The sequence below is a fragment of the Massilia sp. MP_M2 genome (assembly GCF_039123635.1).
Classification (GTDB): Bacteria; Pseudomonadota; Gammaproteobacteria; order Burkholderiales; family Burkholderiaceae_D; genus Telluria.
In genome coordinates this window covers 280415-304258 of record NZ_JBCHJF010000002.1, presented here as the reverse complement: position 1 = coordinate 304258, position 23844 = coordinate 280415, and the positions used below count along the sequence as shown (strand labels likewise).

The 23844-nt window shown below is 62.6% G+C and carries 22 protein-coding genes; 2 read left to right on the top strand and 20 right to left on the bottom strand.

Going from position 1 to position 23844, the window contains the following annotated elements; translation table 11 throughout:
* Positions 1-2 precede the first annotated feature (2 nt).
* Together RCH14_RS06160 and RCH14_RS06155 are read right to left on the bottom strand one after the other, a co-directional pair.
* A complete protein-coding gene (locus RCH14_RS06160; protein ID WP_343025273.1) occupies positions 3-2018 on the bottom strand; it encodes an ATP-binding protein in 2016 nt (671 codons plus the stop codon).
* Between the two features lie 104 nt (positions 2019-2122).
* Positions 2123-2719, bottom strand: coding sequence for a MarC family protein (locus RCH14_RS06155; protein WP_332530948.1), 597 nt, complete (start codon positions 2717-2719; stop codon positions 2123-2125).
* A 113-nt stretch (positions 2720-2832) separates the two neighbouring features.
* On the opposite strand from RCH14_RS06155, the gene RCH14_RS06150 reads away from it, so the two are divergent.
* Positions 2833-3162 (top strand): TfoX/Sxy family protein, encoded by a 330-nt coding sequence (locus RCH14_RS06150; RefSeq protein ID WP_343025272.1) that lies wholly within the window; start codon positions 2833-2835, stop codon positions 3160-3162.
* 102 nt (positions 3163-3264) lie between these two features.
* On the opposite strand, the gene RCH14_RS06145 is transcribed toward RCH14_RS06150, so the two are convergent.
* The 16 genes from RCH14_RS06145 to ndk form a co-directional block, all read right to left on the bottom strand.
* Positions 3265-3804, bottom strand: a complete 540-nt coding sequence (locus RCH14_RS06145; RefSeq protein ID WP_183555411.1) for a phosphoribosyltransferase — start codon at positions 3802-3804, stop codon at positions 3265-3267.
* A gap of 24 nt (positions 3805-3828) precedes the next feature.
* Complete coding sequence (locus RCH14_RS06140; protein ID WP_343025271.1) at positions 3829-5145, bottom strand: adenylosuccinate synthase; 1317 nt, start codon at positions 5143-5145, stop codon at positions 3829-3831.
* 3 nt (positions 5146-5148) lie between these two features.
* On the bottom strand, positions 5149-6303 hold the full coding sequence (locus tag RCH14_RS06135; RefSeq protein WP_343025270.1) for an ATP phosphoribosyltransferase regulatory subunit: 1155 nt from the start codon (positions 6301-6303) through the stop codon (positions 5149-5151).
* Between the two features lie 271 nt (positions 6304-6574).
* On the bottom strand, positions 6575-7453 hold the full coding sequence (gene hflC / locus RCH14_RS06130) for a protease modulator HflC (RefSeq protein ID WP_343025269.1): 879 nt from the start codon (positions 7451-7453) through the stop codon (positions 6575-6577).
* Positions 7453-8745 (bottom strand): FtsH protease activity modulator HflK, encoded by a 1293-nt coding sequence (hflK, locus tag RCH14_RS06125; protein WP_343025268.1) that lies wholly within the window; start codon positions 8743-8745, stop codon positions 7453-7455. The genes hflC and hflK overlap by 1 nt, the downstream gene beginning before the upstream one ends.
* Positions 8746-8749: 4 nt before the next feature.
* Positions 8750-9973 carry a GTPase HflX gene (gene hflX / locus RCH14_RS06120; protein WP_343025544.1) on the bottom strand — a complete coding sequence of 408 codons (1224 nt, stop codon included), beginning with the start codon at positions 9971-9973 and terminating at the stop codon, positions 8750-8752.
* Positions 9974-10005: 32 nt separating this feature from the next.
* Positions 10006-10245 (bottom strand): RNA chaperone Hfq, encoded by a 240-nt coding sequence (gene hfq / locus RCH14_RS06115; RefSeq protein WP_183555416.1) that lies wholly within the window; start codon positions 10243-10245, stop codon positions 10006-10008.
* Positions 10246-10392: 147 nt separating this feature from the next.
* On the bottom strand, positions 10393-11730 hold the full coding sequence (gene der, locus RCH14_RS06110; protein ID WP_343025267.1) for a ribosome biogenesis GTPase Der: 1338 nt from the start codon (positions 11728-11730) through the stop codon (positions 10393-10395).
* Between the two features lie 6 nt (positions 11731-11736).
* Positions 11737-12891, bottom strand: a complete 1155-nt coding sequence (gene bamB, locus RCH14_RS06105; protein WP_343025266.1) for an outer membrane protein assembly factor BamB — start codon at positions 12889-12891, stop codon at positions 11737-11739.
* A gap of 85 nt (positions 12892-12976) precedes the next feature.
* On the bottom strand, positions 12977-13663 hold the full coding sequence (locus RCH14_RS06100; protein WP_343025265.1) for a tetratricopeptide repeat protein: 687 nt from the start codon (positions 13661-13663) through the stop codon (positions 12977-12979).
* A gap of 47 nt (positions 13664-13710) precedes the next feature.
* Positions 13711-15063 (bottom strand): histidine--tRNA ligase, encoded by a 1353-nt coding sequence (hisS, locus tag RCH14_RS06095; RefSeq protein WP_343025264.1) that lies wholly within the window; start codon positions 15061-15063, stop codon positions 13711-13713.
* A 180-nt stretch (positions 15064-15243) separates the two neighbouring features.
* Positions 15244-16542 carry a flavodoxin-dependent (E)-4-hydroxy-3-methylbut-2-enyl-diphosphate synthase gene (gene ispG / locus RCH14_RS06090; RefSeq protein ID WP_343025263.1) on the bottom strand — a complete coding sequence of 433 codons (1299 nt, stop codon included), beginning with the start codon at positions 16540-16542 and terminating at the stop codon, positions 15244-15246.
* Positions 16543-16565: 23 nt separating this feature from the next.
* Complete coding sequence (locus RCH14_RS06085; RefSeq protein ID WP_343025262.1) at positions 16566-17597, bottom strand: helix-turn-helix domain-containing protein; 1032 nt, start codon at positions 17595-17597, stop codon at positions 16566-16568.
* Between the two features lie 27 nt (positions 17598-17624).
* On the bottom strand, positions 17625-18446 hold the full coding sequence (gene pilW, locus RCH14_RS06080) for a type IV pilus biogenesis/stability protein PilW (RefSeq protein ID WP_343025261.1): 822 nt from the start codon (positions 18444-18446) through the stop codon (positions 17625-17627).
* Positions 18446-19615, bottom strand: coding sequence for a 23S rRNA (adenine(2503)-C(2))-methyltransferase RlmN (gene rlmN, locus RCH14_RS06075; RefSeq protein ID WP_343025260.1), 1170 nt, complete (start codon positions 19613-19615; stop codon positions 18446-18448). Before rlmN ends, pilW begins: the two co-directional genes overlap by 1 nt.
* A gap of 126 nt (positions 19616-19741) precedes the next feature.
* Complete coding sequence (gene ndk, locus RCH14_RS06070) at positions 19742-20167, bottom strand: nucleoside-diphosphate kinase (RefSeq protein ID WP_183555425.1); 426 nt, start codon at positions 20165-20167, stop codon at positions 19742-19744.
* Between the two features lie 252 nt (positions 20168-20419).
* On the opposite strand from ndk, the gene RCH14_RS06065 reads away from it, so the two are divergent.
* Positions 20420-21103 carry a Bax inhibitor-1/YccA family protein gene (locus RCH14_RS06065; RefSeq protein WP_343025259.1) on the top strand — a complete coding sequence of 228 codons (684 nt, stop codon included), beginning with the start codon at positions 20420-20422 and terminating at the stop codon, positions 21101-21103.
* 259 nt (positions 21104-21362) lie between these two features.
* On the opposite strand, the gene rlmD is transcribed toward RCH14_RS06065, so the two are convergent.
* Both rlmD and rpoS read right to left on the bottom strand, forming a co-directional pair.
* Positions 21363-22733: a 23S rRNA (uracil(1939)-C(5))-methyltransferase RlmD gene (gene rlmD, locus RCH14_RS06060; protein WP_343025258.1), complete on the bottom strand. Its 1371-nt coding sequence runs from the start codon at positions 22731-22733 to the stop codon at positions 21363-21365.
* 113 nt (positions 22734-22846) lie between these two features.
* A complete protein-coding gene (rpoS, locus tag RCH14_RS06055) occupies positions 22847-23842 on the bottom strand; it encodes an RNA polymerase sigma factor RpoS (protein WP_343025257.1) in 996 nt (331 codons plus the stop codon).
* Positions 23843-23844: the final 2 nt, after the last annotated feature.

Here is a 23844-nt window from a genome sequence, read left to right as displayed (position 1 = left end):
GCTTAGCGCTCTATACCGGCCAGCAACGTCAACAGCCGGTCCAGATCGGCCGGCTTGACCATATGATGGTTGAAGCCGGCCTGCCGGGCCTGCTCCTGGTCTTCGGCCTGGCCGTACCCGGTCAGCGCCACCAGCACGGCTTCCGCTGTCGCCGGCTGCGCGCGCAGGCGGCGCGCCAGTTCGTGGCCGTCCATATCCGGCAAGCCGATATCGAGCAGCGCCACGGCCGGCGGCTCGCGCAATGCCGTCGCCAGCGCACTCGCACCGTCGAATTCGACACGGACTTCATACCCATTCATTTCCAGCAGCGTGGCCAGCATCTCGGCGGCATCGACGTTGTCGTCGACTACCAGCACGCGCAAACCGGACGCTTCCATCGCAGGCGCGGCTGACTCAGCAGCCGCTACGGGCGCGACCGGTTCCAGCAGCGGCAGATACACGACGAATTCGCTGCCCTCGTCCAGCCCGTCACTGAGCGCATCGACGCGGCCGCCATGCAGCTGGACCAGGCTCTTGACCAGTGCCAGACCAAGGCCCAGCCCGCCTTGCGAGCGGTCCGGCGTGCGTTCGGCCTGCGTGAACAGGTCGAAAATATACGGCAGCATCGGGGGCTCGATGCCCTGGCCGTTGTCACGCACGGCAATGCGCACGTCGCCGCCATCCATGCGCACGCTCAGCACGATGCGGCCTCTGGCAGGCGTGTATTTGGCAGCATTGTTCAGGATATTGGACAGCACCTGGATCAGCCGCGTGCGGTCGCCCCGCACATACAGGCCCGGTTCGATGTCGACGAACAGTGCATGCTGGCAGCTGTCCAGCAACGGGCGCACCTGCTCCACCGCTTCCTGCACGAGCCGTTCGACGGCCACGGTTTCCTGCACGATCGTGACCTGCCCGCGCGTGACGCGCGAGACGTCCAGCAAATCATTGACGAGCGCCGTCATGTGCTGGGCCTGGCGCGCGATGATCGCACTGGCGCGCGCGATGCCGGGCGAATCCATCTGGCCCTGCTGCAGCAGTTGCGCGGCGGTGGTGATGGGCGCGAGCGGATTGCGCAGCTCATGCGCGAGCATCGCCAGGAAGTCATCCTTCTGGCGGTTGGCTTCGCGCAGCTCGTCCTCGATGCGCTTGCGCACGGTGACGTCGCTGCCCTCCACGAAAATACCCGTCACCCTGCCCTGCTGGTCGCGGATCGGCTGGTAGACAAAATCAAGAAAGCATTCCTCGAGCGGGCCACCCGGCTCGCGTTGCACGCGCAGCGGCACCGCATGGCCGACAAACGGCTGGCCGCTGGTATAGACCTGGTCGAGCAGCTCGAAGTAGCCCTGCCCCTGCACCTCCGGCAATGCGTCGCGCACTGGCTTGCCAATGAGATCGCGATGGCCGACCAGTGCCAGATAAGAACGGTTGCACAGTTCGAACACGTGGTCCGGGCCCCGCAACACGGCAATGATGCCGGGCGCTTCCTCGAACAGACTCACCAGGCGCGTGTTTTCTTCGTCGCGGTAGCGCTGCGCCAGCACTTCGTTGGTGATTTCAACACAGGCGCAGAACATGCCGGCCACCAGGCCGTCGTCGCCTCTTACTGGCGAATACGAAAAGCGGAACCACGTCTCTTCGTCGTAACCATGGCGGCGCATGGTCAGCGGAAAACGATCGAGGTAAATGGACTCGCCGCCCATCGTGCGCGCGACCAGCGGCGCGACGTCGTCCCAGATGTCCGGCCACACATCGCAAAAGCCGAGGCCAAGCGAGGCCGGATGCCTGGCGCCCAGGATGACGCCGTAGGCATCGTTGTACAGGAAGCCGAGCTCGTCGCCCCAGGCGACAAACATGGGGAACTTTGAATCGAGCATCAGCGCGACGGTCGTACGCAAGGCCTGCGGCCAGTCGCGCGGCTGCCCGAGTGGCGAAGCATCCCAGTCGTGTTCGCGCATCAGCGCGCGCATCGTGCCGCCGCCGAGGAATAACGACGGTTCTTGCCGCACATCCGTCGGCGCCTCATCTACCTGATTCATACCCATGATGCTTCGTGTTGATCCGCGCACATCGCGCAAGCGAAGTTTGCCAGATTTACTGTACGGCTCACGCACGGGAGCGTGACGTGAGCATGACGTGAGCGTTACAGCGTCCGCACAAACTCGCGGATCCCGCCCAGCAGCATCTCGACCGCCATCGCCGTCAGGATCAAACCCATCAGGCGCTCGAAGGCCGTCATGACTTGCGGACCGAGCTTTTGCTGCAGCTTCTCCGCGCTGAGGAACACCGCGAGCCAGACGATGCCGACCGCTGCCAGCGCCGCCACGTGCACCATCGTTTCGGTAAAGCTGGTGGCCGACAGCAGCAGCACGGTGGCCAGTGCCGACGGGCCAGCCAGCGCGGGAATCGCCAGCGGCACGATGAACGGTTCGCCGCCCTCGCTCTTGCCCAGTACGCCATCCGGGTGCGGGAAGATCATGCGGATCGCGATCATCAACAGGATCACGGCGCCGCCGATGCGCAGCGCGATGGGGCTCAGGTGCAACGCTTCCAGGAAGTGCTTGCCGAAGAACATGAATACCAGCAGCAGCACGAAGGCGATGGCGCACTCGCGGATCACGATGCGGTTGCGGCGCTCGAGCGGCGTGTCTTTCAGTGCGGCGGCAAACAGCGGGACGTTACCGAACGGGTCGGTCACGAGAATGAGCAGGATGAAGGTGGAGAAGAAGCTTTGGGTCATGGCTTATTATTATTGGAAGATGCGACTACAGTAAAGGCGTAATCTTACCAGAGTGCATCAACGTGCCGGACGATCTGGCACGAAGGCCGGTCACCTCACCATCGAAAGCGGACATGGGATCACATCAAAGCACGGTCGACTTCATCCTCGACCAGATGAGCGCAGTCGGGGCGGTCAGCGCCAAGAAGATGTTCGGCGAATACGGCATCTATCTCGACGAGAAGATGGTCGCGCTGGTATGCGACGATGTCCTGTTCGTCAAGCCAACGAAGGGTGGTCGATCCCATATCGGGATCCCTGTCGAGGCGCCACCCTATCCCGGCGCGAAACCGTGCTTCCAGATTGACGGCGACCTGTGCGAAGACCGGGACTGGCTGAGCCAGCTGGTGCGGATTACCGCGCAGGAATTACCGCTGCCTAAGAAGAAAAAGAAGGCGCTGTAACCGTTACCTATTGGTGAGCTCGATTGCCACAGTGAAGCGCCAATAAAAAAGCGGGGAAAGGCATCCGCCCTTCCCCGCTCATCGGCCATCTGACTGGCTGAATTATTTCTCGAACTTCTTCAGCCAGGCCGACAGCTGATGCGGACGCAGGCCGTCGTATTCTTCAAACGGCTGGTGAATCCACGGATTGTGCGGCAGGTCGTCCAGGAAATAATCCGGACGAATCGACGACGTGCCCTTGACCCAGATGACCGCCGATTTGACTTCGGTGACCTGCGGGTAGTTCTCGGTCAGGTGCTGGCTGACTTTACGCAGCGTCACGCCCGAGTCGGCCAAATCATCCACCAGCAGCACGCGGCCGGCCAGCGGGCCCTTGGTCATCGTCATGTACTTCGAGATGTCCAGGTCGCCTTGCTTGGTTCCCGCTTCTTCGCGGTACGAGCTGGTCGACAGGATCGCCAGCGGCACATCGAAAATGCGCGAGAACACGTCGCCCGGACGCACGCCGCCGCGCGCCAGGCACAGCACCTGGTCGAACTTCCAGCCCGATTCATACACTTGCAGCGCCAGGCGCTCGATCAGGCGGTGGTATTCGTCCCACGAGACCCACAGGTCTTTTTCCGTCGATACAGGGGAATTCATCTTTTTTGACTCCAGATTTTGTCGTTAGGCGGCGAACGGGTGGCGCAGCACGATCGTTTCTTCGCGGTCAGGACCGGTCGAGACCATGTCGATCGGCACGCCGACCAGTTCTTCGATGCGCTGGATGTAGGCGCGGGCGTTGGCCGGCAGCGCTTCCATCGACTTGGCGCCGACGGTGCTTTCGGTCCAGCCCGGCATCTCTTCGTACACCGGCTCGCAGCGGGCTGCGTCTTCGGCGCCGACCGGGAAGATGTCGACCGCGCGGCCGTCGATCTTGTAGCCGGTGCAAAGCTTCAACGACTCAATGCCGTCCAGCACATCGAGCTTGGTCAGGCACATGCCCGACACGCCATTGATCTGGACCGAGCGGCGCAGCAGCGCGGCATCGAACCAGCCGCAGCGACGGGCGCGGCCCGTGACGGTGCCGAACTCGTGGCCCACGCGCGACAGGTGCTCGCCGACGCCAGCGTCGGTTGGCAGTTCGGCCGGGAACGGGCCCGAACCGACGCGGGTGGTGTAGGCCTTGGTGATGCCCAGGATGTAGTGCAGCATGTTCGGGCCAACGCCGGCGCCGGCAGCGGCATTGCCGGCCACGCAGTTCGACGAGGTAACGAACGGATAGGTGCCGTGGTCGACGTCCAGGAGCGAGCCTTGCGCGCCTTCGAACAGCAGCTTGCCGCCGGCCTTGTGCGCGGCGTACAGCGCGGACGACACGTCACCGACCATCGGACGCAGGCGTGGCACGAGGGCCATGGCGTCGTCGAACGTGGTCTGGAAGTCGATCGCTTCGGCGCCCAGGTAGTTCACCAGCACGTGGTTGTGGTAGTCGAGGTTCTCTTTGAGCTTCTCGGCAAAACGTTCTGCATTGAGCAGGTCGGCGATGCGGATCGCGCGGCGCGCGACCTTGTCTTCGTAGGCCGGGCCGATGCCCTTGCCCGTGGTGCCGATCTTGTTCTCGCCGCGCTTGAGTTCACGTGCCTTGTCGATGGCGACGTGGTACGGCAGGATGATCGGGCAGGCTTCCGAGATCATCAGACGCGAGACGACTTCGACGCCGGCCGCAGCCAGTTTGTCGATTTCGCGCATGACGTCCGGCACCGAGACCACGACACCGTTGCCGATGTAGCAGGCGACGCCTTCGCGCATGATGCCCGACGGGATCAGCTGCAGCGCGGTTTTCTGGCCCTTGATCACCAGGGTATGACCAGCGTTATGGCCACCCTGGAAACGCACCACGCCAGCGGCGTGGTCGGTGAGCCAGTCGACGATCTTGCCCTTGCCTTCATCGCCCCACTGGGTGCCGATGACAACGACGTTCTTTGCCACGTTAGTATTTGACATCACTTAACCTAAGTTTTTGAGAATCCAATTTCCACTTTCGAGGACGAGTACGCGGTCGCACTCGAACTCGTCCTGAACATTGTCGTGACCCGGCATGCTCTGGATCACGACTTCGCCTGCCTTGCGCAGGTCAGCGATTTTTTCCTTCAGCTCGGGGGCATTGCCCCAGGGCGCGCGAATGGAATGCTTGCGCTCGGCCATCGGCAACAGCCGGGCCAGTTCGCGCAGGTCGAGCGAGAAACCCGTCGCCGGGCGCGCACGGCCGAATGCTTCGCCCACATGGTCGTAACGACCGCCGCGCGCGACTGCGTTCGGCAGCCCCGTCACGTACAACGCGAACATGGCGCCGCTTTCGTACTGGTAACCGCGCAGGTCGGCCAGATCGATCGCGATCTCGGCGCGGCCCAGCGCGCCGGCGGCCAGCGCTGCCAGTTCGGCCAGTGCGCGCTGCACGCCCGGCAGGGCCGGCAGCAAGTCGCGGGCTTTCGCCAGCACCTCGATGTCGCCATACAGATGCGGCAAGGCCAGCAGCGCCTTGCGGGTCTGCGGGTAGTAATTCTGCGAGATGGCGTCCAGGCCCGGCGCATCCTTGGCGCGCAGCAGGCTGTAGAGCTGATTCTCGTCGCGCTTGGCGGCCGGGTCGTCGTCGAGCAGTGCGCGCAGCACGCCGACGTGGGCCAGATCCAGACGCACGTTCGTGAAACCGGCAAGGGCCAGGGAACCAAGCGCCAGTTCCTGGATCTCGGCATCGGCTTCCAGGCCTGCGTGGCCGTAGATCTCGGCACCGATCTGCATCGGCTCGCGCGTAGCATGCAGGCCCGACGGGCGCGTATGCAGCACGCTGCCGGCATAGCACAGGCGTGTGATCGACTCACGGTTGAGCAGGTGCGCGTCGATGCGCGCGACCTGCGTGGTCATGTCGGCGCGCAGACCGAGCAGGCGGCCCGACAGCGGATCGATGACCTTGAAGGTTTTCAGGTCGGTGTCCGCACCGGCGCCGGCCAGCAGCGAGTCGAGATACTCGAGCAGCGGCGGCATCACCAATTCGTAACCGTAGAGCCGGAAGTTGTCGAGCATCAGTCGGCGCAACTCTTCGATCTTGCGCGCTTCGGACGGCAAGACATCGGCGATATTTTCAGGCAATAGCCAATTCGGCATGGGCAACGACGTAATGGGTTTGAGATAGTCAATGGCAAGCTTCGTACGACAGGCGTGCCAGCGCACGACGCGAACGCCGAATCGGTGATTTTAACCGAAAACGGTCTGACTGAGGCAGGGAAAGCGGAACTGGCAGGGTTCAAGGTTGATAATCTGCCACGATCTCAAGCAGAGCCAGCTATGCGCGCCGTATACGAAGCTGGGGGAGCAAGGCCAATGGCCCTGCTCCCCCAGGTCAGTGATTCACGCCCGCCAGCGGACGGGCACGACGTTACTTGCCACCGCCTGCCGGCGCCTTGAAGTACTTGAAGAACTCCGAGTTCGGATCGACGACCAGGACATCGCTGCGATCCTTGAAGCTGGTGCGGTAGGCTTCGAGCGAACGGTAGTAGCGAGCGAATTCCGGGTTCTTGCCAAAGGCCTCGGCGTAGATCGCCGAGGCTTTCGCATCGCCGTCACCCTTGACTTTTTCGGCATCGCGGAACGCTTCGGCGATGATCACGGTGCGCTGGCGATCGGCGTCGGCGCGGATCTGTTCGGATTCGGCAGCACCAGTCGAACGCGATTCGTTGGCAACGCGGACACGCTCGGCGCGCATGCGTTCATACACCGAGTTGATGTTCTGCTCGGTGTACTCGACGCGCTTGAGGCGCACGTCGACAATGCCGATGCCGACTTCCTTCGCTTCAGACACCAGCTTGGCCTGCACCGCTGCCATCACGGCTGCACGCTGGCCCGAAATTACTTCGCGCACGGTGCGCTTGGTGATCTCGTCGCTCAGCGCCGCCTTGATGATCTGCGACAGCCGGTTCTGCGCGCGCGTTTCATCGCCCGCGAAACTGACGTAGTACAGGCGCGGATCGCTGATGCGCCACTTGATGAACGAATCGACCAGCACGTTGCTCTTCTCGGACGTGATGAAGCGGTTCACGTCAGGCGTGTCGAGCGTCAGGATGCGCTTGTCCATGTACACCACGTTCTGGAACGGTGGCGGCAGCTTGAAATGCAGGCCTGGCGTGTCGATCACTTCCTTGACCTGGCCGAGCGCGAACACGATCGCGTAGCGGCGCTGGTCGACGACGAAAATGGTGGACGACAGCAGCATCAGTGCGATGAAGCCGGCCACGAAGATGGTAACGAAGCGGTTCATTAACGGGTCTCCCGATCACGTGAGGAATCACGGCTGCGCTCATCACGCTGGCGCACCGCTTCCAGGGCCTGGGTGACTTCAGCCGGCTGGGCAGTGCTTGGCACTTGCACCGGACCCGACTTGCTGCCGACCTGGGCATCGTTGGCCGTAACCTGCTGCATCAGCTTGTCGAGCGGCAGGTACAGCATGTTGTTATTGGCACGCGAGTCGATCATCACCTTGGTGGTGCTGGAGAAGATCTGCTGCATCGTGTCGACATACATGCGGTCACGGGTCACGCCCGGCGCCTTGGCGTAGGCAGCGACCACCTGGTCGAAGCGCGACGCATTACCGGTTGCGTTTTCCACCACCATCGAGCGATACGCTTCTGCGTCCTGCTGCAGGCGGAAGGCCTGACCGCGCGCGGCCGGGATCACCTGGTTGGCATACGCTTCGCCTTCGTTACGGGCGCGGGCACGGTCCTGGCTGGCGCGCACGGCGTCGTCGAACGCGTTCTGGACCTGCTCGGGCGGTTGCACGCCCTGCATCGTCACGTTGCTGATCAGGGCGCCCAGCTTGTAGCGGTCGGTGATCGTCTGGATCAGCGCCTGCACGTCGGCAGCGACTTTTTCGCGGCCTTCGTAGAGGACGAAGTCCATCTTGCTGCGACCGACCACTTCGCGGATCGCCGTCTCGGCGGCCTGGCGCACGGTGTCGTCCTGGTCGCGGTTGTTGAACACCCAGGCGACCGGGTCTTTCAGCGTGTACTGGACCGCAAACTGGATGTCGACGATGTTTTCGTCGTCGGTAAGCATCAGCGATTCTTGCGTCTGCTTGTTGCTGGCCGTGCCGCGATAGCCGATCTCGGCCGTACGGATCGTCGACACATCGACGATTTCGTGGGCCTGGATAGGGTACGGCCAACGCCAGTTGAAGCCCGGCGTCGTCGTGTGGCTCAACTCGCCGAACGTCGTGACCACGGCCGTTTTACCCTCTTGCACGATGAACGCGCCGGAGGCCAGCCAGATGAAGCCGACGATGACGGCAATGACGCCAGCGCCGATGCCCGCGCCACGCATTTCGCGGTTCGGACCACCGCTATTGTCGCCACCGCCGTTGTTGTTGTTGCCACGGTTGCCGAACATCTTGTTGAGGCGCGCATTGAAATCGCGCCACATCTGGTCGAGGTCAGGGGGACCGTCGCCCGGACGGCGACCGTCCTGGGCCTTGCGGTCATCTTCTGGGTTGCGGCCCCAGCGAGGGTCGTTCAGCGACAGTTTGACGCCGAATCTTTTTAGTATGGAAACAAACATAGGCTTAGCGTGGCCCGACAAGGGTGGAAGTTGGCAGATGGTCGGCAGGACCTTCGGATAGCGCGCCAGGCAGCGCGTCCACCGACGCATCGACCTCGGCGAGCTCGAAAGCGTCGTCCTGTTCTTCGTTTTCCGGGGTGGCCCGGTTGCTTTGACCAGGCGCGGATCTGGCCGTTTCGGCGATCGCCGAACGCAGCAGATCCAGGCCGGCGCCGCTATGAGCACTGATGAATACCCGGTTGATCTTATCATACTCATCACGCTCGATCGCGGGCTCCAGGCCCGCCGCATCGATCTTGTTCCAGACCAGAATTTGGGGAACATGATCGGCGCCGATCTCGCGTAATACCTCATTGACCTGCTCTACCTGCTCCATGCGCGTGGGCGACGCGCTGTCGACCACGTGCAGCAGCAGATCGGCGTGGATCGTCTCTTCAAGCGTGGCGCGAAACGCCGCCACCAACTGGTGCGGCAAGTCGCGCACGAAGCCGACGGTGTCGGAGATCACGATGCTGCCGACGTCGTCGCCCAGATACATGCGGCGACTGGTCGTGTCGAGCGTGGCGAAGAGCTGGTTTGCCACGTAGACGCCGGCCTTGGTCAGCGAGTTGAACAGCGTCGACTTGCCGGCATTGGTGTAGCCGACGAGGGACACCGAGAAGGTATTGTTGCGGCCGCGCTGACGACGCTGGGTCTCGTGCTGCTTGCGCAGCTTGGCCAGCCGTGCGCGCAGCGCCTTGACCCGTTCGCCGATCAGCCGGCGGTCGGTCTCGAGCTGGGTTTCACCGGGACCGCGCAGGCCGATACCGCCCTTTTGCCGTTCGAGGTGAGTCCAGCCGCGAATCAGGCGCGTGGCCAGATGCTGCAACTGCGCCAGCTCGACCTGCAGCTTGCCCTCGTGGCTCTTGGCGCGCTGCGCAAAGATATCGAGGATCAGGCTGGTACGGTCGACGACGCGCAGATCGAGACGGCGCTCGAGGTTACGCTGCTGGGCAGGCGAGAGTGCGTGGTTGAAGATGACGATATCAACGCCGAGTGCCTTGGCGTCGAGGGCGATTTCATCGGCCTTGCCGCTGCCGATAAAAAGTGCGGGATCGGGGCTCGACCGCTTGGCCGTGATCGTGGTGATCGGTTCGGCGCCAGCGGACTGCGCAAGCAGGGACAGCTCTTCGAGACTGGCGTTGAAGTCGCCAGTCCCGAAGTCGATGCCGACCAGGGCTGCGCGCATGAGCGGCGTGCCGGGGGCGTCAGCCATCGGCGTTACTCGGCTTCGCTGGAGTCAAGATTGAGGTTGACGGCGCGGGCCGGCACGACGGTGGAGATGGCGTGTTTATAGACCATCTGGGTCACGGTGTTGCGAAGCAAAACGACGTATTGGTCGAAGGATTCGATATGACCCTGCAGCTTGATACCGTTGACCAGGTAGATCGAGACAGGGACGTGTTCCTTGCGCAAGGCGTTGAGGAATGGGTCTTGTAACAGTTGCCCTTTGTTGCTCATAACAGCTCCGTGATGTTGTTGTAGTTAAAAGTTTGAGGCGATTTGCCGATTTTCAAGTAGTCATGCCACATGGGTGAGGCCATATTCTGCCAAAGCGAATGCGGCCTCGAACTACTGTAACCTGTTTCGCCACTTTTTGTCGTACTGCTACGGCTTCGCGAACGGATTCTTGCCACTGCGCAGCTCGATCCGCAGCGGCGTGCCGACCAGGCTGAACGTCTCACGGAAATGCTTCTCGAGATAGCGCTTGTACGGCTCGCTAATCCCGTCCAGGGCATTGCCGTGGATGACGATGATCGGCGGGTTCTGGCCACCCTGGTGGGCGTAGCGCATCTTTGGACGGCCCGAGCCCTTGCGTTTCGGCTCTTGCTTCTCCACGGCCTCTTGCAGCGCGCGCGTCAGGCGCGGCGTCGACAGGTTGGCGGTGGCGGCAGCGTAGGCCGCCTCGACCGATTTCATCAGTTGCGTGATGCCGGTGCCGCGCAGTGCCGAGACGAAGTGCGTGTTGGCGAAGCTGAGGAAATCGAGCTTGCGGTCGAGGTCGATTTTGACTTCGTCGCGCTCGTCGGTTTTGAGGCCATCCCATTTATTGACGGCCACGACCAGCGCCCTGCCCGACTCCAGGATGAAGCCGGCGATGTGCGCGTCCTGTTCCGAGATGTCCTGCTGGGCATCGAGCAGCAGCACGACGACATTGGCGTCGGCGATCGACTGCATGGTCTTGACGACCGAGAACTTCTCGATGGCCTCGAAGATCTTGCCGCGACGACGGATACCCGCGGTGTCGATCAGCGTGAATTTCTTGCCGTCGCGTTCGAACAGTACTTCGATCGAGTCGCGCGTGGTACCCGGCATGTCGAAGGCAATCACGCGCTGCTCGCCGACCAGCGTGTTGATCAGCGTCGATTTGCCCACGTTCGGGCGGCCGACGATGGCGATCTTGATGCCATGGTCGACGTGCTCGAGTTCGGCAGGCTCATCCGGCCGCGCGGCAAATGCGGCGTCGAGCGCCTCGACCACGAGGTCGGACACGCCGTCGCCGTGGGCGGCCGAGATGACGTACGGGTCGCCCATGCCGAGCTCATAGAAGTCGGCGGTGACGGCGGTGTACTTCATGCCTTCCGATTTGTTCACGACGAGCATGACCTTGCGGCCGCTCTTGCGCAGGAAATCGGTGATGGTCTTGTCGTGCGGGGTCAGGCCCTGACGGCCGTCGACGATGAACACGACCACGTCGGCTTCGGCGACGGCCTGGCGCGTTTGCAGCGCCATTTCGTGCATGATGCCTTCTTTGGCGACCGGCTCGAAACCGCCCGTGTCAATGACCAGAAATGGTCGTTCGCCAATGCGGCCTTCGCCGTAATGGCGGTCGCGCGTCAGGCCTGGCATGTCGGCCACCAACGCGTCGCGCGAACGGGTCATGCGGTTAAATAAGGTCGATTTCCCGACGTTGGGTCGACCTACGAGTGCGATTACCGGCTTCATGTTTTCTTATTCGACCGCGATGGCGGTCACAGTTCCGTTTTGTGTTTGAAAAATCAGGTTTGAACCGGCGACCAGCGGCGTGCCCACGATCGGGCTCCCGTCGGTTGCGGCGCGCGCCAGGAAAGATCCATCTTCGCGCGACAGGAAGTGCACATAGCCTTCGTAGTCGCCGACCGCAACAGCGCGGCCATACGACAGCGGGGTCGACAGGCGGCGGAACGACAGTTTGTCGTTCTTCCAGCTGCTGGCGCCCGTGTCGCGGGTGAATGCATTGAGTGCTCCCTTGTCGTCCGGTGCGAACACGAACAATTGGTCGACGGCCACGCCGACGCTGGAAGACAGGTCGCGCGTCCAGCGCGCCGAACCAGTCACCAGGTCAAAGCAGCCTACGCGCCCTTGATAGGACGCGGCGCACACCTCGTTTTCGAACAGCACCGGGGCGCCGCCGATGTCGGTGACGCGCTCCAGTTCGGTCGCGCCGCGCGAGATGCCGACCTCGACGTCCCAGCGCGGTGCGCCGGTCGCGATGATCAGTGCGGACAGCTTGCCGCCCGGCTGGGCGACGATCACGTCGGTGCCGGCCACGATCATGCCCGGCGCGTTGCGCAGCGTCAGCGGCGGCGCGACCTTCTGCACGGTCCATTTCTTGCTGCCGTCGGTGGCATCGACACCGACGATGCGGTTGTCGATCGACCGGGCGACCACGATGCCTTGCGACACGACCGGCGCCGACAGGATCTCGCTCGACAGCTGCGTTTTCCAGAGCAGCTTGCCATCCATGTTGTAGCCCATCAGGATGCCCTTTTCGCCGCCCACGGCGATCAGGTTGCCATCCGTGCCCACGCCCGCCGACAGCTCGCTGTCGGCCTTGACGCGCCACAGCTGCTTGCCGGTGGCGGCGTCGACGCGCGCAATGGCGCCATCGGCTGCGGCCACGACGAGCGTGTTGCCGGTCAGCGCAGGCGAGAACTGGTAGCTCTTCGCCTTGCCGATATCGAGTTTCCATGCGGTACGCACGGCCATGCTGCCCTTGAGTTCGACGAGTTTGGCGGGTTGATCGCCCTTCTTGTCTGATGCAAATGGATTGAGCGAATTGAGGGTCGAGCAACCCGTCATCAGGGCCAGTACGCCGACGCCAACAAGCTTGCTGCTAATACGCATTATGTTCTACCTTGTTCCTGGACTATAAAGGACGCAAAGCCCGCGTCCGCTGCGAGGCGGACGCGGGCCATCTCATGCGAAAATTTTACGCAGCCGCTTTCTGGTCTGCGGCTGGCGCTTGGCCGGTTTTCTTGTCTGCCGGCACAGTGCCGCCGATGGCTTCGAGCTTGACCTGCACCAGTTGACGGGCCGGGCTGGCAGCATCCATCGCGGCCAGTGCGGCGACATAGGCAGCGCGTGCTTCGTTCAGCTTGTTCTGGCCCACCAGCACATCGCCCTTGCGGTCGTTCACTTGCGCAGTGAACTGTGGCAGGAACGTTCCATTTAACACTTTCAAGGCGTCGTCGAACGCGTTTTCGTCGAGCAGCACGCCAGCCAGGCGCAGCTTGGCGATCGACTTGTATTCGTCGTTGCCGTTCTCGGCCGCCCATTGCAGCTGGGCCTTGGCGGTTTTCAGGTCATTGGCGTCGAACGCCGTCTTGGCCGCGGCCAGGGCTGCCATCTGCGTGTACGGCGAGTTCTCGTACTTGGCGCGGATGTCGCCGGCGATACGCTGGACCTTGGCATTGTCATTGGCCAGCAGCGACGTTTGCAGTTCGTCGTACAGCGCGGACGCTTCGATCGACTTGTTGGCCTGATGGGTCTTCCAGAAATTCCAGCCAGCAAACGAACCAAGCGCCAGGATCAGGACCCAGACGATGATGTTGCCGTATTTCGACCAGAACGCCTTGAAGGAATCAAGCTGTTCCTGCTCTTGGTGATCGTATGCCATATGCGTGTTCTTGTAGTGGTTGAATGGTTTGCGAGGTACGACGGGTGTTAATGCTTGTGCACGTGATCGTGGTCGTGCCCGCAGTGTTCGTCATGCACGTGCGCACCGGTGATCTGGTCGACCAGGTAGTCGACCACTTCCAGGAACGGCACGGTGCTCTGCTGCTGCTCGCCGATCTCGCCGCGCATCGTCTTCACGGCGGCGGTTTCGTTGGCGACTTCGTCTTCGCCAATGATCACGGCAAACGCCGCGCCCGACCCGTCGGCCTTCTTCATCTGGCTCTTGAAGCTGCCGGCGCCCGCTGGCGTTGCGCAATGTAACACAACATCCAGCCCGGCATCCCGAATGCGCTCGGCCAGGATGAAGGCTTGCAGCTGCGCCTTCTCGCCCTGATGGACCATGTAGACGTCGCATTGGTTCGGCTCGGCCGGCTCGCCCATCGCCTTCATCAGCTCGATGATACGCTCCATGCCCATCGCGAAACCGACGGCCGGCGTGGCCTTGCCGCCAAAGGTTTCCACCAGCGGATCGTAGCGGCCGCCAGCGCAGATCGTGCCTTGCGAGCCCAGTGCATCGGTGACCCACTCGAAGACGGTGCGGTTGTAATAGTCCAGGCCGCGTACAAGGCGCGGGTTGACCGTGTACTGCACCGCGTTCTGGTCGAGCAGGAACTTGACGCCGTTGAAGTGCGCCAGCGATTCTTCGCCCAAGTAGTCCAGCAGGCGCGGCGCCGCATTGACCATCTCTTGCATCGCCGGGTTCTTGGTGTCGAGGATGCGCAGCGGATTGCTGTGCAGGCGGCGCTTGGCTTCGGCGTCCAGGATGGCCTCGTGCTGCTCGAGGTAGGCGATCAGGTCGGCGCGGTGACGCTGGCGCTCTTCGGCGTTGCCGATCGAGTTCAGTTCGAGGCGCACGTTCTCGATGCCCAGGTCATCCCACAGGCGGCGGCACATCATGATCAGCTCGGCATCGATGTCCGGGCCCGAAAAACCGATGGCTTCCGCGCCGAACTGGAAGAACTGGCGATAGCGTCCGCGCTGCGGACGCTCATGGCGGAACATCGGGCCCTTGTACCAGAGGCGGCGCGGGCCGTCGTAGACCAGATTATGTTCGAGCACGGCGCGCACGACGCTGGCGGTGCCTTCAGGACGCAGCGTGAGCTGGTCGCCGTTCATCGAATCTTCGAACGAATACATCTCTTTTTCGACGATGTCAGTCACGGCGCCGATGGCGCGCGAGAACAGGCTCGTCTGCTCGACGATCGGCGTGACGATCTTCTGGTAGCCGTAGCTTTTCAGGATCGTTTCGGTGGTGTTCTCGAACAATTCCCACAGCGGTGCATCGCTGGGCAGGATGTCGTTCATGCCTTTGATGGCAACGATTTTTTCTGGTTTGGACATTTTCTGTTAACTCTTTTTCGTGTTCAAACGGTGCTTGTACTGCCTGAACCAATTCTTTGTGCGTACAAACGGTGCCGGTACTGCCTGCACCAATTCCTCGGTAGGGTGGATGACTATGCCGTCCACGCGTTCCGGCAGGGCAAGCACCGGTTGGACGCGTGGACGGCGAAGCCGTCCACCCTACATCACCGACTCGCGGCCGTAGTTTTTCTTCACATAGTCCAGCACGATCGTCTGGAATTCTTCGACGATCCGCTCGCCGCGCAGCGTGGCAAATTTCTGGCCATCGACGAACACCGGCGCCGCCGTCGATTCGCCCGTGCCCGGCAAGCTGATGCCGATGTTCGCGTGCTTCGATTCGCCCGGGCCATTGACGATGCAACCCATCACGGCCACGTTCATGCCTTCCACGCCCGGATAGGTCTTTTTCCATTCCGGCATCTGGTCGCGCAGGAAGGTCTGGATATTGTCCGCCAGCTCCTGGAACACGGTCGACGTCGTGCGGCCGCAACCCGGGCATGCAATGACCATCGGCGTAAACTTGCGCAGGCCCATCGTCTGCAGGATCTCCTGGCCGACGATGACTTCGCGCGTGCGATCGCCGCCCGGCTCGGGCGTCAGCGAAATGCGGATCGTGTCACCGATGCCCTCTTGCAGCAGCACCGACAGCGCGGCGGTCGAGGCGACGATGCCCTTGCTGCCCATGCCCGCTTCGGTCAGGCCCAGGTGCAGCGGGTAATCGCAGCGGCGGGCCAGTTCGCGGTACACGGCGATCAGGTCCTGCACGCCCGAGACCTTGCACGACAGGATGATCTTGTCGCGCGCCAGGCCCACTTCTTCGGCGCGCATGGCGTTCTCGATGGCCGACGTGATCAAAGCTTCATACATGACGGCCTGGGCCGACCATGGATTGGCGCGCAAGGCATTCTCGTCCATGATGCGCGCCAGCAGCGACTGGTCGAGGCTGCCCCAGTTCACGCCGATGCGCACCGGCTTGTCGTACTTGGCCGCGATCTCGATCATCTGGGCGAACTGTGTGTCGCGCTTGGCGCCCTGCCCCACATTGCCCGGATTGATGCGGTATTTCGACAGCGCCTGCGCGCACTCGGGATAATCGCGCAGCAGCAGGTGGCCGTTGTAATGGAAGTCGCCGACCAGCGGCACATCGACTTCCATGCGGTCGAGCTGGGCGCGGATCGCCGGCACGGCGGCCGCCGCTGCCGGCGTGTCGACCGTGATGCGCACGATCTCGGAACCGGCACGCGCCAGCTCCTTGACCTGGATCGCGGTGCCGATCGCATCGGCGGTATCGGTATTGGTCATCGACTGGATGACGACCGGCGCATCGCCGCCGACCCACACCTGGCGCGCGCCGTGCGAGACCAGAACCTTGCGGCTGGCGCGGCGGGCCATCGGGCCCGATGGAATGGCGGCGGCCGATGCGAACTCGGGGACAGGGGTTTCGTTCAAGGAATTCATGTTGGTTCCAGCGAGTGATCAGCTTATTTCAGGGCCACGCGTGCGATGGTCTTGCCCGGCTGCTGTGGCAGCGGAACGTTAGCACCGCGCAGCGTCGCGGTCACGGCGCCCGGCACGCCAACGGTCAGATTGACGGGACCTAGAACCTCGACCGACTCGGTGCTGCCAGCCTTGACCAGGCGCGAGATCAGCGGGCGACCGCCGCCGCTCGGGCGTACTTCGATCCACGAATCGGCGCGCACATTCAGCAACAGCGTGTTGGGGCCAGCGGCAGCCGTCGCTGCGGCAGCCGTCGCTGCGGCAGCGGTCGCTGCAGCCGCCGGCGCCACGGCAACGGGCGCCGGCGTGGCAGCGGCCGGCGCAGTCACCGGCGCTGCGGCAGGCGCAGCAACAGGCGCGCTTGGGGCTGCTGACGTTGTCGCCGGCGTGCCTGCAGGCGCCGTACCCTGGCTCGATGGCGACGGCACCGAAATGAGCGGCACCGACGGATTGATCAGGCCTTGCGGCGCCGGGGTAGCAGCGCCCGGCGCCACGACACCGGTGGCCGGGTTCTCGAGCACCATCGTATCGCCCGATTCCACGTCACGGTTAAAACTTGGTATCAGGTTGAACTGCCAGACCGCGACAGCGGCGCCGGCCACGACGACCACGGCCGCAATCCAGCCCAGCGGCAGGCTGCGGCGCTTGCCGTTGATCGGGAACCGGGTTTCCGAGAACGCCGCTGGTTTTTGTTCACGGCGCGCAGCAGCGATGGCCGACTGGGCACCAGCACGGGCTTCGGGTGGCATGTTCAGTTCGATCATCGACACCAGTGGCGCCGCGTCGATGCGCAGCAGCTTGGCGTAGGCGCGCACGAAGCCGCGCGTGACGGCGGGGCTGGGCAGCGAGGCGTAATCGCCCGCTTCCAGCGCCAGCACCTGGCGCGGCGCCAGCTTGAGCTGGTCGGCAACCTGCTCGACGCTCCAGCCCATGATTTCGCGCTGGGATTGCAGGGTCTTGCCAGGGATGCCGGACGCGTTGCCCGGTGCGGCTGGCTGGTCTGCTTGCTCGTTCATTGTCCTTGTCCTTGTCCTTGTTCTTCTTTACTCACCAAACGCCCCGCGCTCGTACGCCGCGTATTCGGGCGAACCGGGGAAGCGGCGCCGCAGCTGGGCCGCCAGCGACGCTTCATGGGTCCGGTCACCCGCCTTGCGCCCGATGCGCATGGCAAGCCACAGCGCATCGGCCGACAGCGTGTCGAGTTTGGCTGTCTCGAGCAGGCGGTTGATGAAAAAACCGGCGCGCTCAAGGTCGCGCCGCTCGTAATATACCCGCGCCAATCCGGTGTTGACCGTCGGCAAACCGGGGTTCAAACGCAAGGCTTCGAGCAGATAGCGCTCGGCCGCATCGTTGTTCTGGTTCTTGATGCTGCACACGCCCGCATTCACCAGCGCGCTGAGCGGCGTCTGGTAAGTGGGGTTCTTCAGTGCAGCATCGAAATAACGCATTGCCTCGGCCGGGCGGTTGACCGACTGACACAGAAACGAACCGAAGTTGTTTGAAAACTCGGGGTCGTTCGGGCGCAGGCGCAGCGCCTGCTGATAATTCTCTTCGGCCAGCGGATACTGGCCCATCGACGTGTAGACCAGCGCGCGCAAGCCGTACGCATCGCCATAGGCCGCATCGGCCGCCAGCGCCTTCTTGATTTCGTCGAGCGCGATTTCGTACTTGCCCTGCTGGTAATAACCGACCGCCAGTTGAATGCGGATCGAGGCACGCTTCTCGCCCGCCGTCTGGTCCGACGCCGTCTTGAGCTCGCCGGTAGTGCCCGATCCACTGCCCGACCCGCCGCCCGCGTTGCTGGCGCATCCGGCCAGCAGGGTCAGGGTCGAGGCGAGTGCAAGCGCGGCGGCGGCAAGCTTCATCAGGTCGGGATCTCCACGATGCGCCCGAAGTCGGCGCCAAACTTTTTCTGGTACTCGGCCATTTTTTCCATGCGCTCGACCACCCGGGTGCGGTCCTTGACCTCACCAGCCAGCTGGCCGCAGGCGGCGTCGATATCGTCGCCGCGCGTCTTGCGCACGGTGGTGACGATGCCGGCATCCATCAGCACCTGGGCAAACGCCTTGATGCGGGGATTCTTGGAGCGGAACAGGCCCGACTCGGGGAACGGGTTGAACGGAATCAGGTTGAACTTGCAGTTCACACCGACCACGGGGTCGTTGACCAGTGCAATCAGTTCGCGTGCATGCTCGTCGCTGTCATTGAAGCCGTCGAGCATGCAGTATTCGAACGTGATGAAGTCGCGCGGCGCGAATTCGAGATAGCGCTTGCAGGCAGCCATCAGTTCGCGCAGCGGGTATTTTTTGTTGAGCGGCACCAGGATATCGCGCAGCGCATCGTTCGACGCATGCAGCGACACCGCCATGGCTACCGGCACGTCCTGCGACAGCTTGTCGATGTTCGGCACCACACCCGAGGTCGAGAGGGTCACGCGGCGGCGCGACAGGCCGTAGGCGTTATCGTCGAGCATCAGCTTGAGTGCGGTAACGGTGGGTTCGTAGTTCAGCAGCGGCTCGCCCATGCCCATCATCACCACATTGGTGATCTGGCGTTCGCCTTTCGGGCCCGGCTCGATGCCTTTGGTGCGGCGCAGCTCGAACTCGGCCATCCACAGCTGGCCGATGATTTCGGCGACCGTCAGGTTGCGGTTGAAGCCCTGCTTGCCCGTCGAGCAGAAACGGCAGTTGACGGCGCAGCCCGCTTGCGTCGAGATGCACAGCGTGCCGCGGTTTTCTTCCGGGATGAACACGGTTTCGACCGCATTGCCATTGCCGACGTCGACCAGCCACTTGCGCGTGCCATCGGTGGACGTGTTGTCGCTGACGATGGCTGGCGCGCGCACTTCGGCGCGCGTACGCAGCTTTTCACGCAGCGACTTGGCCAGGTCGGTCATGCTATCGAAGTCCGCGGCGCCAAACTGGTGGATCCAGCGTTGCAATTGCTTGGCGCGAAACGGCTTCTCACCCAAGTCGGCGCAATAAGCGACGAGTTGCGCGGGATCAAAGTCCAGCAGGTTGGTGAGCGTCGTCATGGCAAAAATTCCTCAGTTTCAGCACCCGCTCGCATCAGCCCTTGGCCGCAGGCGAGCAGGTTACTCATTGCATTAGTCCGGGGAGAATGCTCCGGGGCGCGCCCGGACTGCGCTCCCCCTTACTAATTAACGCGAGTAGACGTTCAGTGCCGGGAAGTAGTAAGCGATTTCCACAGCGGCGGTTTCGGCAGCGTCCGAACCGTGAACGGCGTTGGCATCGATCGAATCGGCGAAGTCAGCGCGAATGGTGCCAGCGTCAGCTTTCTTTGGATCGGTTGCACCCATCAGGTCGCGGTTTTTCAGGATCGCGCCTTCGCCTTCGAGGGCGGTGACCATGACTGGGCCCGAGATCATGAACTCGACCAGGTCCTTGAAGAATGGACGTGCAGCGTGCACAGCGTAGAAGCCTTCGGCTTCAGCGCGCGACAGTTGCACCATGCGTGCAGCGACGATCTTCAGGCCAGCTTCTTCGAAACGGCTGTAGATTTTGCCGATCACGTTTTTTGCGACTGCGTCAGGCTTGATGATGGACAGGGTGCGTTCGATTGCCATGAGAAAACTCCAATAAAATGAAAGGTTTAGAACTGAGTATTGAAAACGGACTTTGGGACTCAATTAACCTTCAATTTTACCATATCCGACCCGAAAAGCTCATATTGCGGTGGCGGTCGGCATGGTGGTAAAGTGGCAGCAAATCTACGTCCAGCTTCTTCATCAACCTTCATGCTCGTTTAAGCTACATGTTATAGGATGGTAGGTAGTTGTTGTACAGTACCAGCAGTCATTCATTTCTCCGGAGGCACTATGTATCCTAGTACCCAAAGTACCATCGACCTGACCAAAGGCGGTCAGGCCTCGCGTAACCGCGTGCTACGCAATACTTACTGGTTGCTGGCGCTGTCGATGATCCCGACCGTGGCAGGCGCCTTCCTTGGCGTGTCCATGGGTGTGGCGCTGTTCAGCGGCATCCTCGGCTTCGTCATCTTCATGGCCGTGGCATTCGGTTTCATGTGGGCCATTGAAAAGAACAAGGATTCGGGCCTGGGCGTTGCCCTGCTGCTGGGCTTCACGTTCTTCATGGGCCTGATGCTGGCCCCGCTTCTGACGCACACGCTGAATTACTCAAACGGCGGCAGCCTGATCATGACCGCCTTTGGCGGCACCGCGATCGTGTTCGCCGTGATGGCCAGCATCGCCACCACGACCAAGCGCGATTTCTCGGGCATGGGCAGCTGGCTGATGGCCGGTGTCGTCGTGCTGCTGCTGGCAGTCGTCGCCAACATCTTCCTGCAGATGTCGGTGCTGTCGATCGTGATCTCGGTCCTGGCGATCGGTATCTTCTCGGCCTTCATCCTGTATGACGTCCAGCGCATCGTCAACGGCGGCGAAACCAACTACGTCACCGCCACGCTGTCGATCTATCTGAGCGTATTCAACATCTTCTCCAGCGTGCTGCGCCTGCTGGGCATCATTGGTGGCGACGACTGATCGTCCCTGCCCCAATAAAAAAACCGGCCACTCGCCGGTTTTTTTTCGTCCTTCACTTCCCCACCCACAGCGGGGGTCAGGTCTGACATTCGGACACGACCTCAGCCTTAACCACTTCCAACGTTGTCTAGCCCATCATTAGCGTAGTCATTGCCAGCGAGTTGCAACTGCCCGACTGTCGAGATCGTGTCCGAATGTCAGACCTGACCCCGGTTTTTTATGACCCCGGTTTTTTAGAATGTCAACCTGACCCCGGCTATCAGATCCACTCTTCTGCCGGCGCTGGCTTCTCGCCCAGCTCGAATACACCGATGGATTCGACGTGCGACGTGTGCGGGAACATGTTGACGACGCCTGCCTTCGTCATCACGTAGCCGGCTTCGTGCACGAGGATGCCGGCGTCGCGCGCCAGCGTCGATGGGCTGCACGAGACGTACACGATGCGCTGCGGCATCAGGTGCTCGTGGGTGATGCGCAGGTCGGCCAGCGCCTGCGCCAGCGCCATCGCACCATCGCGTGGCGGGTCGATCAGCATGCGGTCAAAGCGCCCTAGCGCGACCAGGTCGCCTTTTGTCACGTCGAACAGGTTGCGCGTCGAGAATGATGTTTTGGCGGCCAGGCCATTGGCGCGGGCATTGTCCAGCGCGCGCTCGGTCAGCGCGGTGCTGCCTTCGATGCCGACGACCTCACGCGCCTGCGTCGCCAGCGGCAGCGTGAAGTTGCCCAGGCCGCAGAACAGGTCGGCCACGCGGTCGGTCGGCTGCACGTCCAGCAGGCGCAGCGCCTTGGAGACCAGCACGCGGTTGATCTGGTGGTTGACCTGGGTGAAGTCGGTTGGCTTGAACGGCATGCGAATGCCGAACTCCGGCAGCGTGTAATACAGGTCAGTGCCCAGCGGATAATAAGGATGCGCCGAATCGGGGCCATTCGGCTGCAGCCACCAGTGGATCTTCCATTCGTCGGCGAATGCCTTGAGCAGCGCTTCGTCCTTACGGTTGGGCGGCGCCATGATGCGTAGCACCAGCACCGTCGATTCTTCGCCGATCGCCACTTCGATCTGCGGCACATGGTCGATCACCGACAGCGCTGCGATCAGCGCGCGCAGCGGCACGATCAGGCGCGCGACATGGTCGGGCAGGATTTCGCAGGTAACGATATCGGCCACCAGCGCCGATGCCTTCTCGTGAAAGCCCACCATCACCGTGTTTTTCTTCGGCACGTTACGCACCGACAGACGCGCGCGATAGCGGTAATCCCAGGTCGGGCCATACATCGGCCGCAGGATGGTCTCGGCCTTCACCTTGGCGATGTGCTTGAGGTTATCTTCGAGCACGCGCTGCTTCATCGCGACCTGCGCGCCCGGCTCCAGATGCTGCATCGAGCAGCCGCCGCAGTAGCCGAAGTGGATGCATCTGGGCTCGACCCGCATCGACGATGCGCGCTGCAGCGTGACCATGCGGCCCGCTTCCCAGTTCTTCTTTTTCTTGAGCGTCTCGTAGCTGACGCGCTCGCCGGGCAGCGCGCCTTCGACGAAGACCACTTTGCCGGGCGAGCCGTCGGCGTTCTCGAGGTGGCCAACGCCGCGCCCGTCCATATCAAGGGATTTGATGTCGATGAAAATGTCGTGCATGGGCGATCAGAAAGGGGTGAGCGTCGAGGAAAGGATGCGCTGGCGGCGGGGCCGTACAGGCGGGCGCATGATAGCAAGGAAACGGATGAGGCGCTACAACCTGCCCGGAAGCGTTAGAACAAGGCGTCGCGAACGACGCCACGGGCGGCCATTGCACGCTTGAGCTTGACGAGTGCCTCTTGCTGGATCTGGCGTACCCGCTCGCGCGTGACGCCCAGCTCGTCAGCCAGCGTCTCGAGCGTGGCCGGCTCGTCGTTGTCCAGGCCGAAGCGGCGCGTGACGACCAGGCGCTGCTTGTCCGGCAGGCGCGCCAGCCAGTCGCGCACCAGCAGCGCGGCTTCCTGCTGCTCGGCGTGGGCGTCGGGACTGCTCTCGCCGTCGTCGGGCAACACGTCCATCAGGCTCGATTGCGGGTCGTTGTCGAGCGGCGCGTCGAGCGACGTAGGATGCTCGGACAGCATCAAAATATCCTGCACCTCTTCGACCGGGCGGCCGACCAGGCTGGCGATGTCCTCGCTCGAGGCTTCCTTGCCATCGTGGTTGTGCGCTTCGAGATGGTATTTGGCGCGCAGCACACCATTGAGTTCGCGCACCATGTGCACCGGCAACCGTACCGTGCGCGCCTGATTCATGATCGCGCGCTCGATACTCTGGCGAATCCACCAGGTCGCATAGGTCGAAAAGCGAAAGCCCCGCTCGGGCTCGAATTTATCGATCGCGCGCATCAGACCGATATTGCCTTCCTCGATCAGGTCGAGCAGCACCACGCCCCGGTTGATGTAGTGCTTGGCAATCGAGACGACCAGGCGCAGATTGTGCTCGATCATCGTCTGGCGGGCGCCAAAATCCCCGGCCTTGGACAGCGTGGAGAAATGGACTTCTTCGGCGTGCGTAAGCAGCGCGCGGGTGCCGATCTGGTTCAGGTAGTGCTGGGTGGTGTCGGTCGCGAGCTCGGCCTGCAAGACCTTGCGCAGCTCGTCGACCGTGTCGACGACGGCGGCAACCGCCGATGGTTCGTCGTCGCGTGCAGCAGGCGCTGCCTCGCTTTCCGGGTCATCCGGAAACTCGTCGGTGTCCTGCGAGTCGAGCGAGAGCGGCGGCTGCGTCATAC